Raw genomic sequence first — 15,628 nt, forward strand, 5'->3', positions numbered from 1 at the left:
GTTATAGCGCTACTCCCTAGGTAATAGGGAACAGGGAACAGGGAACAGGGAACAGGGAACAGGGAACAGGGAACTGTAAAAGGATTTTAGGATTGAAAAATGTCCTAACCAATTCTTGTAGTCCTATATCAATTATCAGTACCTCCGGCTGAAGCCAGAGGCAAGAAATGAAGAACTCTATGAAAAGGCGGCACCCAGATTCGAACTGGGGAATAAGGATTTTGCAGACCCTTGCCTTACCGCTTGGCCATGCCGCCATTACCATACTTTTATTATCATACACCATCCACAAATATATGGCAAGTGTACGGATATATGTGATCTATATCACTTAAACTGATGTTTTGAATTGCACTGTGGACTAATATTTTAAGTTACTTTAAAGGTTTAACGCTCTTATAGAAGTTGAAGGAAAGGTTAGGGCAGTTAACGAAGTTAGAAGTCACAAGTCAAAAGTCAGAAGTTATTTTTGTAACAGGGATTTGAACAAGGTTCCAAAAATATTTCGCCTTAAAAAGTGGGGTTGCGCGCTCCAATTATTTTGATAAAAAGCTTCAAACTTAGACAACGTAAAATTTTTCCCTCTTGGTTCTTGGTTCTTCCTTCTTCCTTTATATTACTCATCACAAAAATTTCCTCAGTAACAATGATTTCCCAAACTCCTTTACTTGTTGCTCAAATCACCGATACCCATCTATTTGCAGATCCTATTCAGGGCTTGTAACTGTTGGCTAAAATCTGGTATTATCTATCAAAATCTGGGATTATCTGTTTATGCTACTTGGATATCATACTGAACTACATCCGAATAACCAGCAAAAAACATTGCTGGCCAAACACGCGCTTTGTAGCTCGCCATGCCTATAATTGGGGACTATGGTTAACTAGGAACATTATTTGAATGCAGCGTTAAATTTAGCTATGGCGGGCAATTCGTCCGTGACAGTCTGTGGACTGGATAACGCCGACGTTACCGAGTGGGAAGCAGGAATAGAACAGATAATCATAGATTTCTATAGATTATCGTAGGTTTCTAAGAACGGAACAATGTATGGAATTCCCACGGAAAGCTCCTTTGTGAAAGTCTTGGAAAAACTCAAACAGTTACAAACCCAACCAGATGTACTAATACTTACCGGAGACCTTTCTCAAGATGAAACTTCTGAATCATATCAACGTTTAGCATCTCTACTGAGTCCTCTGGGCATTCCTACTTACTGGATAGCAGGAAACCACGATAATTTACCAGCAATGGAACGGGTATTAAATTCTGCTCCTATTTCTGCGACAAAATCTTTTGAAATGGGTGGATGGAACTTTTTTTTACTAAATACTAATGTGCCTGGACTTGTTTATGGTGAAATTTCTCCAGAAAGTTTAGAGTGGTTAGAATATAATATTAAAATGACTGGAAATAAGCCAGTTTTAATTGCTTTGCATCATCCTCCTGTAAAAATTAATTCCGAGTGGATGGATAAAATTCTTCTGCATAACCCAGAAAATTTCTTAAATATAATTAATCGTTATCCACAGGTAAAAATTGTTTTGTCTGGTCATATTCATCAAGAATTTGCCAAAGAAATAAATGGTATTCATTATTTATCAACTCCTTCTACTTGTATTCAATTTGAACCAGAAAATCCTAATTTTTTTCTAGATAAACAACCACCTGGATTACGATTAGTTACTTTATATCCTGATGGAAATCATACTACCAAAATTGAAAGGATTGACTATATTTATGAATGTGATATGGCAGCTCGGGGATATAATTAATAATTAATAATTAATAATTAATAATTAATAATTAATAATTAGCTCTCCTTTTCCCTATAAACCAGCAATGCCTAATTCTGATAAGAGGTTGTCTGAGAAGTCCCATTTGCTACATCCAAGCCCCCGCGCATCCCCCAATTTTGGGGGACTAGAGCAAGCAAATTGACTCTTGTTCCCTCCAAAGTTAGCTTGCTCGGGGGGCAAAATTCAGTATCAAAAAACTTTTCAGATATCCTCTAAATTAGTAAAGCTTTTATCTCAAACTAAAAACAATAGCTGTTAACGCAGTTCCTCCGTAGGAGGCTGGCTGATAGCTGATGGCTGATAGCTGATAGCTGTTTGCGCAGCATTCCGTAGGAAATGCTTACCTAAAACCTTCTTCAAATGACTAGAAAAAAATTCTTTCTTGGCTGCGCTGTTTGGGCATATAAACCTTGGGTGGGAGAGTTTTATCCTGCCAAAAGTCCTCCTTCTGAGTTTCTCTATCTCTACAGCCGCCGTTTCACTACTGTTGAAGGTAATACTACATTTTATGCTACTCCTAAACCAGAGACTGTGACGAAATGGGCAATACAAACGCCTCCTGGATTTCAATTTTGTCTAAAACTACCGCGCAATATAACTCATAATGGATTATTAAAACCTTTTATCCCAAATGCTTTAGACTTTCTCAAACAGATGCAACCTTTGAGCGATCGCCTTGGTGTATTTTTTGCTCAGTTACCACCGAGTTACGGCCCCTCTTCATTTGATGACCTCGCAGAATTTTTGCAAGCTTGGCCACGAAACCGGATGCCTTTAGCTTTGGAAGTTCGCCATCCTGACTGGTTTGAAGAGTCTCAAGCTCAAAAGTTAAATAGTCTTCTCAAACAACTGGGTGTAGGGAAAGTCTTGCTAGACTCGCGTCCTGTCTACACTGGTAAAGATAACCCCCAGTTGCGGTCCCCAAACCGTAAACCTAATTTACCTTTACAGTTTAAGGTGACTGCTCCATTTACCATTGTGAGATTTATTTCTCATCCTCAGTTGTCGGTAAATCAAATTTTCTTTACAGAATGGGTAACTCAAATTGAGCAATGGTTGCGCCAAGATATAACAATTTACTTTTTTATTCATTGTCCTGAAGAAGAGCGATCGCCTGCTACAGCACGTCATTTTCAACAGTTATTAGAAACAGCAAAAATTCCTATTCCATCCCTGCCTTGGAATTTACTTAATCAGTCACCTACTCAGTTAAGTTTATGGTGATTTTTTCTGAGAGTTGTTGATTCTTGAGCGGGGGAGTGTGGGGAGTGTGAGGAGTGTGAGAAGCACAGGATCTAAAAAAATATAGGGTTGTAAATATTCAGGCGACGACAAAGAATTAGTTCTGGGGAGTAGAGGAGAAGTAAACATAAGAATAATTAATTAACTATTTTTAGTCATCTTTAGATGACTTCTGCTGTGAGCCAAGAAATTTATTTCTTGGCGGATGACATGACTCGCCAAGATGACATAACTCGCCAAGATGACATGACTCGCCAAGGATTTCAATCCTTGGCTAATAATTTAAGTCATCTTAAGATGACTCTTAAGGAGTATGCCATCTTTTTCATCTTTTTATATTGTGGTTAATAAGTGCAACTTGATATAACAATAAATTATGAAGTACAGAGATTAACAATTAAATGAATACAAGTGCGGGCATCTTGCCCGCGACGGGTTTACTAAAATGGAATCTGCTGTATATGATTTTTGTTTAATTAAAGGTCAAAAAATATCTCTTTTTCAGCCCAAATAACTCTACCTATTCTCCCTACTCTCGTAAACATTTCCTCCGGAATGCTGCGCAAACAGCCATCAGTTATTAGCTATCAACTATTAATTTTGGGAAAGGTAAAAGCAACCTTTGAAACTGAGTTTGAATAAAAAGTTACTGTCAAAGTTTTCTTCAGTAAGAGAGCAAAGTTTGAAGTGAAGAGGTTTTTTATAAATAATCATCCGAACATGATATAATTATCAATTATTAATTATTAATTATTAATTATTCATTATTAATTATTCATTATTCCCTACTCTCTTCTTCAAAAGATGCACGAATAGAAAACCCATTATAAGGAGACTTATTCGGCAATTTAACTTCAAAATTCACTCTGTCTATAATATCTGCTGAACGCACTTCTAAAGTCCATTTACCGGGAGATAATTTCCAAAATAAAGAATTATCAGAATTAACAGCTAATTTCTCTCCATTCAACCACCATTCCACAGAATTTTCCCGTGAATTTGCCAACTTAAATTCTAATTTTTTCTCTCCTCCGACATCATCCATTAAAAAATAATCATCTTCTTGAGGAAACAAAATTTTTAACTCACCAGAAACCAAACTAGATTTACTCTGTTTTGCCAACCATTCATTATATTCATCAGACAAATTTCCTACCGAATAATTATCGGATAAATGCTCATATTCTGCCAATTTTTCTGGATAAAAATACTCCGTTATTACCGACGGACAATCCGATTTCGGACGCAACCCAGAAATTGTACAAACTGGGCGTTGAACCATATTTTTTGGTGGTGGAAAAGCTGTCGGTTCCTTCTTTTCGTGCAAATGTAACATAATCCTATTCCATAAAGGCGCAGCACCCATTACTCCTGATATTTGCACCATAGATTCTCCACTAAAATTACCCACCCAAACTGCCACAGTATAATCATTAGTAAAACCTACTGTCCAAGTATCACGAAAATCTGAGGAAGTACCAGTTTTTACTGCTGCTGGAAATGGCAAATTTAAAGCTGAATTAACTCCAAATTCTGCTGCTCTTGCATGAGTATCGCTTAACATATTTGCAATTAACATCCATTCAGATTTTGCTTTAGGTAGTAGAGGTAGATTTTTGTTTTTTGTCTGTAAATAATCTTCTCTCATTCTATCTTGAAAAAAAGTTATTTTTTCCAAATAATTCTGCCTTTCCCCCCTTTCAAAGGGAGGTAGGGGGGATTCTTTCTGCCTTCTTCCTTCTGCCTCCCACCTTTCCCTTGTAACAACAGGAATAATTTCTCCTTGTCTTGCCATAATTAAATAAGCTTTTGCCAACTCCCATAAACTGACTTCTCCACTGCCTAAACTTAAGCCTAAACCATAATGTTCTGGTGAGGCTTGTAAATGTTTAAAACCTAATTGATGTAGACGGTTTAAAAATTCCTCTACTCCCACTTTTTCTAATACTCGTACTGCCGGAATGTTCAGAGAATTTGCTAAAGCAACTCTGACAATAACAGGTCCTAAAAATCTATCTTGATTATAGTTAGTAGGGCTATAAAGTTTGGCTCCAGGAATTGCATAATATGTCGGTACGTCTGGCAAAATAGTATTGGGATTAATTACTTGATTTTCTAATGCTAATTGATATAAAAAAGGCTTCAAAGTTGAACCAGGTTGACGTAGTGCTTGTACTCCATCATTACTACCCATTTTTTGAGTATTAAAATAATCTGGAGAACCTACATAAGCTAATACTTCTCCAGTCTGATTATTAATTACAATTGCAGCAGCATGATGCACATTATAAGGGGTAAGATTTTGAATTACTTGTTGGACTTGGGTAGTAACAAATTGTTGTAAAGGTCGGTCAATAGTAGTACGAATAACTGTAGGAGTAGTTGTTGTAGATAAATTTTTATTTATGGCAGTAGATTGATTTTGAGATAACCAAAATAGAAAGTGTGGCGCAGCAATAATACCTTGATTTTTTGGTTGTAGAGTGATTTTTTCCGCAAGTACTTTTTCAGCTTCAGCACTGGTAATATAATTGTCTTCAACCATGCGCTTCAGAATGTAAATTTGGCGTTTTTTGAGGAGACTCCAATTATAGTAAGGGTTGAGATCAGTGGGGTCATTTGGTAAGGCAGCTAGAATAGTAGCTTGGGCGAGGTTGAGATCTGTAGCTGAGATGCCAAAATAAGCACGGGATGCTGCTTCTACGCCATAGATGTTTCCTCCCATGGGTAAGCGGTTGATATATGCTTGCAGGATTTGATTTTTGTTCATACCTGCTGTGATGCGCCAAGATAGCCAAATTTCCCGAACTTTATTGCCGAAGGTGCGTGGTGTGGGTTCCAACATTCGGGCAAGTTGCATGGTGATAGTGGAAGCTCCACTGACTATTTGTTTTGCTTGGATAGCTTCGAGGAGCGATCGCCCTATTGCTTTGATGTCTAGAGCGCCATGTTGATAATATCTTTTGTCTTCTGCTGCGATGATGGCGTTGATAAATAGAGGTGAGATTTTATCTAGGGGGACGACTACAGTATTTTCTTGGTCGCGGGTGAGGATGGTTCCGAGTGGCAAACCGTTGCGGTCGATAAATTCTAGGGTTTGTTGGTTTTGAGCTATGTCTTGAGGGCGAATGGGGGCAAACATAGGGAGCGATCGCGCAGTTAGGCACAATAGTACAAAGCTCAGAATCAGTTTTACTTGGGTTTGGTGTGCTGCCATTTTTGTTTAATATTTTTTGATATATGTTTAGGAATTTTTATCATAATATCATGTCCGGTTGAACAGTGATAAATAAATAACTACGGAGGAGTCAGGAGTCAGAACTCAGGAGTCAGGAGAAAAGAGGGAAGAAAGAAGAAGAACTGGAGTTGAAGGAGAAAGTTTTTTTATCACTAATTATCCGGACATGATATAACAAGTTTTATGATCGGTGCTTTTCAGATCATACCAATTTGAAAAAAGCAAAATTTGTAGTAGATGACACACCTAAAAATGTAGGTTGGGTTGAACGGCAGCGAAACCCAACATTAGCAAGCTTTTGTTGGGTTTATCCTAACGGATAAGCTCCGCTAACGGTTCCTCAACCCAACCTACGCCTATTGCACCATTTAAGTTGTGTAATATCATGTCCGGATAATTAGTGATGAAAAAACTTATCATGAGTGCTTCAACAATAAATCTTTCTATTTTCCCTACTCCCCTACTCCCCTACTCCCCCACTCCCCCACTCCCCTATATCTTAATTATAAGTATTCAACCGGACATGATATAAGTCCACTACCCCCAGTTTTTGTATTCAGAGCAGACAAGAATTTTTTAGATAGATACACAGAAGAAGGCAACAATAAATCCGTACATCCTTGCCAAAATCATTGTCTAGCTCTAGCTTCCTCATTTTCTTTGATAGCGCATTCGATTTCTTCTGTATTAGCTTCAGCATAAACCCAAGCATTAGCAATATCAGTAACCCGAAGACTGGGATAGTCTTGCAGCAATTCCGACTCACAAAACACCCAAACGACGAGCATTAACTAATACCCACACAGGAATGCGAGTACTAGCAATACAGGCATCACCACCACAAACACCGGGAGTTTTTTCAATACCAGACCAATTACTAGCTAAACTTTGAGTTAAAAGTTGAATAGCTTGAAATTTTTCTGCTGGAGTTAATGCCAAAAGTTGGGATTCTAAATCTTTTAATTTCATCTTAATCTAGTTCTCAATAAATTGGTCAGTGGGAGCATCCTGCTCCCGTTGTCATAAATCACAATAAATTTTTTGGTGCGTTACGCTTCGCTTAAACACACCCTACATCTTCTGTATTAGCTTCAGCTAATGAATCCTACCTTCAAGTGACATCTTCATACAAATTATCAATGCTAGTCCGAAAGTCAATGCTTGCCAGGTGAATTTCACTGCCTTGAGTGTAAGCGTGCAATACCCAAAGACCTTCAGCATTACGACGAAAGCATTCTACACGTTGGCGTTTTTGGTTAATTAAAACGTATTCTTGCAAGGTTGGTAATTGCTGATAGTTGGCAAATTTATCACCTCTGTCAAAAGCTTCCGTACTTTCGGATAAAACTTCTACTATTAAACAAGGATATTTTTTATGATTTGGCAAGGCTTTATCTCTGGTGTCGCAAGTTACCATAACGTCCGGATAGTAGAATGTATTAGTGGTTTCTATATGAGCTTTCATGTCCGACATATAGACTCGACAACCACTGCCTCGCAGATAATTTCTTAATGCTGAAGCTAGGTTGAGAGAAATAGTGACATGGGCATCACTAGCACCTGCCATTGCGTATACTTGTCCATCAATATATTCGTGTTTGACGGGACTGAGTTCTTCTTCTGTGAGATATTCTTCAGGAGGAATATAATTTGTGTTTTGGTTAGCAATCATGGTTTTGGAGAAGGTTTAATGAGTACAACAACTTTGAGCGCGAGCGCTTAATTATTTTGTACTTATTTCATTGTAACAATATTTTTTGAAATTGGTATTACTTTGATGTTTTTTACCTATATTTAATCATTTTTCATAAGTTAATTGGTAGGCTATTTATTTTTGATAAATGGTGTTATATAAAAGAAGTTAAAGCCATAAATAAACAACTTAATATTTAGCTATTTTTAGGGTGTGTTTTGCTAGCGCAAAGCTCCGCTAAACGGCTAAGAGCCGACATGTTTGCAGAGCATTCCGTAGGAAAAAGCGCTAGCGTAACACACCAAAACCCTATATCTATTGTCAGTGCTTAAGTCCTGCCAATCATTCAGATACTACAAAGTACAGTTAATACTTCTTCATTCAGCCAATTCTCCTTTTCAGAATCTGAATCATAACGGTGAATGCTGCTCCTGTAATACCAAAAACTAAACTTAAAAATAGTGCTTGAGTCAAGGGATGGAGATGGTTAGAGGAAAACGGTGGTAAGATAGGTTTTCCGGGATCTGCTGCAACTATATATCGAGCAACACTAGCACCAATTCCTGTTGATGTTAAACCTACACCCATAATTGCTATAGTATTTTGGAAAGAGCGATCGCTCTGAGCTTGTTCTATGTTTACTCTTCCCTGAATAGCAGTCATTGCCTTTTCTAGTAATGTTGCTCCATGCTGAAAGTAGCCTAAGTCCGATTGGAGTTGTTCCCTGAACAAGCGACAGTCTTCGTCAAAAAATTGAGAAAGGAAACTTAGATTTTCCCCTGGAAGCTGACTTTGAATATCGTTGATTTCTCGTTTATAGTTTTGGGCGTTGATGTCAATGGTTAGACGATAGTTGTCTAAGTCACGAGTTAATTGATTATATGATAAATATTTTTGGGGAATGTCTTTTAAGTATGTTTTGAATTGATTTAATTCCTTTTGAGTTAGGTTTTTATCAACTGGCATTCCCTGAAAAATTTCCTGAATATAGGGTTCAATAGCTAGATACTCCTCGCGAAGCACATCATGAACTTTACGACTGAGTTTGTAAGCTGTGACGGCTTTGTTTTTATAACAAAATAGATTAACGAAAGATGAATAATGGTTGATAAATTTCTTGTCGGTGTCAGTTTCACAGAATATCCAAACCAGTACATGGCAGTAGTCTTTTCCTTGAGTGGGAACGCCGTATTCAAAAATAGGACTGCCAAATAGTTGACCTTCTCGGTAAAAGTCAGGGCAAGAATATTCATTGGGAATAAATTCTCTCAAACAATTGTCTGCTAGTTCCCTAAGTTTTTGGCGATTTTGTAAAGATTTCCACGGCAACCACTGTTTTTCTTCTGTGTACCAAACTGTTAGGAGTAAGGTTTGACCAAGGGAACTCCCTATTTCAGTGGGCATTAAGCACCCTGAAGGGTTAAGGAGTTCCAGAAAGTTTGGGTTTAGGGGGTTTGTTTTTTTCCCATTTTCGTCCAATTCGGGACGACGAATGTTGAGAGCAAGGGTGTAGGTATCGTGAATGCGGATGGGAGTGGCAAGTCCGGTAATTGGGAGAAGAGTCTCATCTAGGAAGACTTTACTCTCAAAGTGGAGAGCCACATCATCTTCTGTTTTGTCTTTGAGCAAGTCAACCCTATATCCTATTTGCTCTTCAATTTCTAGGGGTTTGGTAAGGCCAAATTTTTGAGACAGAATGGTATTGTATTTGTCCCAGAGTTGGTTGTGGCGATCGCTTTCTTTTAAATGAAAGGCAAACAAATGGACATTGGGAGCATAGACTTTTCTAGTCATTGTTCTGATTTTGGTCAGGTTTTGCTGAATCAGATTTCGTTGAGTTAGTTATTTCAGATTGTTTTTCCTCAACCTCTTGTCTTAACTCTGGGAAATTGTTAGCAAGGCGCATAGATTCATTTGCCTGGGAAGGCCGGACTTTTTTTACCTCTCTATTACTGCTTTCCCAAAATCTAAGAGCCTTCTTGATACCTGGTTGTTTGTTGCACCAATCTCTGAGAATCTCTTCTGCTTTTTCTGGTGGACTATTTTCGCAAGAGTCTATGGTTTGCTTCAAGTCTTCAAGGTTATCAGCAGAAAACTGTTCTGGTTTAGTTTTGAGAAGGCGAGAAAGAAATTGAATCAGAGGTTCAGTAGTCATTTTCTTTAAATAAGGATTTTTGGTTATCAAGTCTCATAGTAATGCTTTCCAATAGCGCAGAAAGCTGCCCAGTAATAAGGTTCTTGGTAAGGCTGTTCATTAGGTTCAAACTTTTCTTCTTTGAGATAGCTTTGAACTCCTTCTAATTTTAATTCACTTGCCCACTCTTGCAATTCTGCTGTAGTAGCATCCCGCAGCCACAGTTGTGCTTGGTTAAGAGCAATGGTAACAGTCGATCCAGACTGAAGATTTTGATAAAACCGAATCATTAAAACTGCTGTTGATACATCTTCCGCTGTCCACAAACTACTGACAACATTGGCAGCACCTGCGTAAAGAAACCCACTGGGTAAACCAATATATTCGTCGCTGGTATTGCGAAAATCAATTAACCCAGTTTCACAAGCAGATAAAGTAACAAGACGACATTTTTCTAAATTCAAGGTAAAAATGTCATCCAAAGTCATGCACTTCTCGAAGTCAGTTTCATCTTTTTCTTGAACAACAGAATTCAAACGTGCATTGGCTAAGACAAGAGTAGATTTACGAGGTTGGGTAAGGTTAAACTTACCGTGGCAACTAAAATGGGCGCAGTGGAAAATATCAAGGGATATTTGATCGATAGCTTCCTTTGTTGCTGCTTTTTGTTTAAGAACATTATTAATATTAAAATAATTTTGGATAGCTTCAACTTCAACATCAGCATAGCCAAGGTCTTCTGTTGGATTTTGAACAGCAAATAGGTTAGTAAATTCAGGGCGTTGTCGAGTTTGGGTTAGTTGCAGAAGCTGGCAACTAGGGGAATAACTAACGCCTTTGGGAAATCTCTCAAAAAGGCTGGAGTCTCCAGCAATAGGCAAGGAGTGAAGGGGAAGTAAATGCAAAAAACGGTGGGGAACTAGAATTAACTGGTCACATTCTGTAGGAATTTTTTCTATAATTTGATCCAGACACAAAATGCTTGCCAGTTGACTTAAGTTATCAGTTAGCTCCATGCACCAATCAAATTTTTCTTCATTGTAGGTTTTCAGGTAACTGTTAGTCCAGTTTTCTAATTTTTTCAGGTCTATAAAATCTGGTGATAAAACGATTGGTTGTTGGGTTTGCTTGGTAATAATGAAAACAAGTAGCTGCTCGGTGGCAATATAAAACTCAACAACAGCAGTGCGATCGCCCAGACTCGACCGAAATTGCTCAAATTGAAAATCCCAACCAACAGATAAGTATTGATTTTGTAAATCATTACGTTCCTGCCGAAGTTTTTCTAGTTTTTGTACTAATGCCCTTGGTGTCATTGACGCGCCAGTTTGGAGTTGCTTTTGGCCACTAGCAATTTCATCTCGAAGTTCATCTAGTTTGCTAATAACTTCTGGGGAAGAAATAGTTTTTTTGTCTGTGAGAATCAGTTCTACTAAATTACGGGTTTTGCTGCGTTCGACGTATTCTATTGCTGCAATGTTTTGATCTAGTTTTAAGCAAACTTCTACCATGCTTTGATAGAGAGCATTCCAGTCTTCAGCTAGTTTTTGCTTGTCTTCTTGCAGATTGGAGCCATAAACTATTTCTCCACGAATAGATGTTAGGATTTTAATAGCATTTTGAAAGTAATTGAAGGCTTGCTCAAATTGTTGTTCTTTCTGATATGTTGCACCAAGACCAGTATTAAGTAGGGCATACTGTTCTGGTAAAGCTTCGCCCTTAAAAATTTTCGCTCCATTATTAAAATACTGCCTAGCTCTTAATAGCAATTCTTTTTCTGAATTTATCTGATATAAGTAAAGAGAAGCAGTACCTAGATTGATTTGCGTAACAGCCCATTTATCAGGATAATTTTCATGCTGAAAAACTGTTGACGCATTTTCAAAATGTGCAATAGATTCTAATGCGTTTGCTTCTGTTTGATTCACAAGATATGCAAAACCTATAAGGATTTGCACTTCTCCCCATCTTTCGCTATTAGCACTACATTCTTTTAATACAAGAGATAAATAATGAATTGCTTTTTCCCAATTCTTCTCATTATTTTCTATGCGATATAATTCAAGATGAACAATACCGAGATTAGCTGTAGCTCTGCTCCATTCCACAGGAAAGTTTTCCCGTGTGATTATTGATAAAGCATTGGATAAACAATTAATCCCCTGCTGCCCATTTTCTGTCTTGTTACCCCGAAGTCTCAGAACGTAGGCTCCCCCCAAACTCATGTTTATCTGTGCCCAATCTTCCGTATTTGCTTCACATACTTCTAAGGCATTTTTATAACAGTTAATTGCACTTTCTAAGTTTTCTGCCTTTTCTCCATAAATTCGGTAAAGATAGGCAGTACCTAAATTATTTTGGATAAATTTCCACAACTTAGGATATGCTTCGCGTGTCAATACTGTCGTGGCAGCTAGGTAAGCTGCAATAGCAATTTCCACATTTCTAGCTTTATCGCCATGAGAACTTTGGCAAAGAACCCCGCCGAAATCAGCCACACACAATGCTATAACTTCCGCCTGGTTTGGAGAGCGTGCTAGGACTTTCAGAAAAAGCTCTATTGCCCCACTTTTTAATAATTTTAAAAAATTATCATCAATTTGGTCTAGGTTATCTTTTATAAGCTGATCAACAATTTGCCATTTAGTACTATTAATAGGTTCTATTTTATCTATTTTATTAGTATATGCTGCGTAACATAGAGTGTAACATATACGCACAAAAAAAGGCAAACGAAGATGAATTTTCCATATTTCACCTTTTGGAAACATACCATTTATTCTCTTGGTTTCAGAGAACATTTCACCAAAGCTAATTTTACTCATAATAATTACCAAATGCTTCCTATGAAACTTGTTTTTTATTTGCTAATCTCAGTTATTCTCTCTTAATTTCTGCAAAAATAGTAGTTCAAGAAATAAGAGTTTTTAGTTAGTTTCTCTTTGACAATTTTATTGCGGATGTAGCAATAAGAGTTTTTGCTTAATACTATAGGTTGGGTTTTGCTCCGTAACATTAAAAGCGTATCTGGCAACCCAATAACAAAAGCTACAACAGCTAGGTCTCAGGAAATTAGATCATAGCTGATTGCTCGCTGCTCTATAAGTTATGATGTAATTTTAAAGCTTTGTAATGCGTCTTCTAGCGATAATTTTATGAATGATAAGAGTGAATACTATTCCTGTAATATAGAAAACTATAATCAAAAATAGCGCTTGGGTAAAGGGATGGGGATGCTTGGAAGAAAATGGTGGTAAGATAGGTTTTTGGGGTTCTGCTGCAATTATGTATGGAGCAACTGTGGCACCAACTGCTGCTGATGTTAAACCTACACCGATAATTGCTATAGTATTTTGGAAAGCGCCATTGCTCTGTGCTTGTTCAATGTCTACCCTACCTTGCATGGTTGTCATGGCTTTTTCTAGTAATGCAGTTCCATGTTGACAGTAGCTCAAGTATGATTGGATTTGTTCATTGAAGAGACGTTGAATTATTGCCAAATCTTCCCTATTTTTACCGATACTTACTTCTAAGGCATTTTTATAATACTTAATTGCACTTTCCAAATTTTGCGCTTTTTCTCCATGAATCCTATGACAATAAGTGTTACCTAAATCATTTTGGATATTTGCCCAATACTCAGGATATGCTTCGCGTGTGAATACTGTCGTGGCAGCTCGGTAAACTGCAATAGCAATTTCCACATTTCTAGCTTTATCGCCGTGAGAACTTAGGCAAAGAACCCCACCGAAATCAACTATACACGCTGCTATAACTTCCGCTTGGTTTGGAGAGCGTGCTAGGACTTTCAGAAAAAGCTCTATTGCCCCACTTTTTAACAATTTTAAAAAATTATCATCAATTTGGTCTAGGTTATCTTTTATAAGCTGATCAACAATTTGCCATTTAGTACTATTAATAGGTTCTATTTTATCTATTTTATTAGTATATGCTGCGTAACATAGAGTGTAACATATACGCACAAAAAAAGGCAAACGAAGATGAATTTTCCATATTTCACCTTTTGGAAACATACGATTTATTCTCTTGGTTTCAGAGAACATTTCACGAAAGCTAATTTTACTCATAATAATTACCAATTATTTCCCTTTTTAATTATGTTTGAATTACCAAATACACTCTTTTTTTGTTACATTATTTGTGGCAAATACAGGAGGAAAGAATCAATTTTTTTTATCCATAAAATAGCTTTACTCTACTTTGAATTCAGGAACTTTAGTAACTTCAATAGCTTTTCTTTCTATTAACTTCCATTGTGTTCCTGTATTTATATAGGCACGGATTTCATAATTTCCAGAAGTTCTAGGTGTAAATTGAGTACTATTATCATTTTGACCTACTGTTTTTCTAGGGCTGTCACGATAACTTACGGGCGTGTTAGAAGGTACTAACTGAATTCTATAACTCTTAGCATAATCTATATTTTCAAAAGAAAAATTAACTAAAATGTTTTCTAAATCTGTATAACGTTCTTTATCAGGCTTGAGATTTGCGCGTGCTTGAGAGGAATTTACTTGGGTAGTCTCTTCTGGAATACTTGGAACCTCTTTAGGTTGATTTTTTAAAGCTGTTAATTCTTGCTGCAATCTTGTTATTTCTTGCTGTAATTTATTGATATCCTCATCTTTTTTGCTGATGTTTTCTCGTTCAACCTTTAATTGATTTTCTAAAGCTGTTAACTCTTCCTGCAATTTATTAATATTCTCATCTTTTTCTTGGCTTTCTTCCTTTTTATCCTCTAATTCCTTTTCTAATTCACTTGTTTGTACTTTTATATCCGTTACTATTTGTGGATTAACGTTAATAGCTAAACCTTGTGGCAAACTAGCAGCAGTATTTGGAAAATTAAAAGCAAGGAACGCTGCAATTTGATAGCCCAAAAAAGCAAAACATAAATGTGTGGTGACAATTCCTATTTTTAAGAGAACATTTAAGCTCTTTCTCTGTTTTGATCCTTGAATATTCTTACCTCCATCTTTATCAAGCTCATCAAGAGAAGTTCTAGCAAGTTCTTCCAACAGTCCTTCGTCTTTTAAAATTTCTATAAAAGAATCAATTGTCATTTGGTTTTCACGCTCATACTTATTGTCAGAGAGCTTTTTTATTACTTTGTTAACTTTTTCTTGAGTGATATTTTTATCCATTGGCCTTTATCCTTATAATTATGCAACTAGAAATACTTGGGTTTCATAACCTCAACCCAACCTATGGAGTTTCTCCAAAAGTGACATCTTCATACACACTATCGCCTATTGATTGTGTTCATCCATAATTATTCACCTTCTAATAATAACTTAATTAAACAAGAGCTAAAACAGCATCTTGAACAACTTTTGGTAATTCAATTATCACGAAATAATCGGCAGGATAAAGATAATCTTCTCCACTTTCATCAACTATTCTTAAATCACCATCTTTTGCTGCCTCTTCATCAGTTAAAGCCACATAAATTTTATGTAATTCCAAAGAAGCAGGATAATCTTTATTTTTAATACAAACA

Annotated in this window: 11 protein-coding genes, 1 tRNA gene and 2 pseudogenes; 4 read left to right on the forward strand and 10 right to left on the reverse strand. The window is 36.9% G+C overall.

The window, feature by feature from the left end; translation table 11 throughout:
- Positions 1 to 185 precede the first annotated feature (185 nt).
- Positions 186 to 257: transfer RNA gene (locus F6K54_RS24285), tRNA-Cys, on the reverse strand.
- A gap of 640 nt (positions 258 to 897) precedes the next feature.
- Here F6K54_RS24285 and F6K54_RS24290 point away from each other — a divergent pair.
- The 4 genes and pseudogenes from F6K54_RS24290 to F6K54_RS24305 all read left to right on the forward strand — a co-directional run bounded on the left by F6K54_RS24290 (position 898) and on the right by F6K54_RS24305 (position 3,390).
- The gene (locus F6K54_RS24290; RefSeq protein ID WP_293083060.1) at positions 898 to 1,029 is read left to right on the forward strand and encodes a hypothetical protein; all 132 of its coding nucleotides are present in this window, start codon (positions 898 to 900) and stop codon (positions 1,027 to 1,029) included.
- A 15-nt stretch (positions 1,030 to 1,044) separates the two neighbouring features.
- Positions 1,045 to 1,776 (forward strand): annotated as a pseudogene (gene cpdA / locus F6K54_RS24295) (3',5'-cyclic-AMP phosphodiesterase); the annotation flags it as partial.
- A gap of 384 nt (positions 1,777 to 2,160) precedes the next feature.
- The gene (locus F6K54_RS24300; protein ID WP_293083063.1) at positions 2,161 to 3,024 is read left to right on the forward strand and encodes a DUF72 domain-containing protein; all 864 of its coding nucleotides are present in this window, start codon (positions 2,161 to 2,163) and stop codon (positions 3,022 to 3,024) included.
- A 183-nt stretch (positions 3,025 to 3,207) separates the two neighbouring features.
- Positions 3,208 to 3,390, forward strand: a complete 183-nt coding sequence (locus F6K54_RS24305) for a hypothetical protein (protein WP_293083066.1) — start codon at positions 3,208 to 3,210, stop codon at positions 3,388 to 3,390.
- A 430-nt stretch (positions 3,391 to 3,820) separates the two neighbouring features.
- On the opposite strand, the gene pbpC is transcribed toward F6K54_RS24305, so the two are convergent.
- From pbpC to F6K54_RS24350, 9 genes and pseudogenes are all read right to left on the reverse strand, one after another.
- Complete coding sequence (pbpC, locus tag F6K54_RS24310; RefSeq protein ID WP_293083069.1) at positions 3,821 to 6,259, reverse strand: penicillin-binding protein 1C; 2,439 nt, start codon at positions 6,257 to 6,259, stop codon at positions 3,821 to 3,823.
- 650 nt (positions 6,260 to 6,909) lie between these two features.
- Positions 6,910 to 7,249 (reverse strand): annotated as a pseudogene (locus F6K54_RS24315) (DUF433 domain-containing protein).
- Between the two features lie 142 nt (positions 7,250 to 7,391).
- Positions 7,392 to 7,952: a Uma2 family endonuclease gene (locus F6K54_RS24320; protein WP_293083072.1), complete on the reverse strand. Its 561-nt coding sequence runs from the start codon at positions 7,950 to 7,952 to the stop codon at positions 7,392 to 7,394.
- A gap of 402 nt (positions 7,953 to 8,354) precedes the next feature.
- The gene (locus tag F6K54_RS24325; protein WP_293083075.1) at positions 8,355 to 9,767 is read right to left on the reverse strand and encodes a hypothetical protein; all 1,413 of its coding nucleotides are present in this window, start codon (positions 9,765 to 9,767) and stop codon (positions 8,355 to 8,357) included.
- Positions 9,760 to 10,128 (reverse strand): hypothetical protein, encoded by a 369-nt coding sequence (locus tag F6K54_RS24330; RefSeq protein WP_293083078.1) that lies wholly within the window; start codon positions 10,126 to 10,128, stop codon positions 9,760 to 9,762. Before F6K54_RS24330 ends, F6K54_RS24325 begins: the two co-directional genes overlap by 8 nt.
- A gap of 26 nt (positions 10,129 to 10,154) precedes the next feature.
- Complete coding sequence (locus tag F6K54_RS24335; RefSeq protein ID WP_293083081.1) at positions 10,155 to 12,932, reverse strand: CHAT domain-containing protein; 2,778 nt, start codon at positions 12,930 to 12,932, stop codon at positions 10,155 to 10,157.
- 294 nt (positions 12,933 to 13,226) lie between these two features.
- Positions 13,227 to 14,195 carry a hypothetical protein gene (locus F6K54_RS24340; protein WP_293083084.1) on the reverse strand — a complete coding sequence of 323 codons (969 nt, stop codon included), beginning with the start codon at positions 14,193 to 14,195 and terminating at the stop codon, positions 13,227 to 13,229.
- Between the two features lie 123 nt (positions 14,196 to 14,318).
- A complete protein-coding gene (locus tag F6K54_RS24345; protein ID WP_293083088.1) occupies positions 14,319 to 15,272 on the reverse strand; it encodes a hypothetical protein in 954 nt (317 codons plus the stop codon).
- A gap of 154 nt (positions 15,273 to 15,426) precedes the next feature.
- A partial coding sequence (locus F6K54_RS24350) for a hypothetical protein (protein WP_293083090.1) occupies positions 15,427 to 15,628 on the reverse strand: 202 nt, incomplete at its 5' end.

This window comes from Okeania sp. SIO3B5, from assembly GCF_010692555.1.
Taxonomy (GTDB): Bacteria; Cyanobacteriota; Cyanobacteriia; order Cyanobacteriales; family Microcoleaceae; genus Okeania.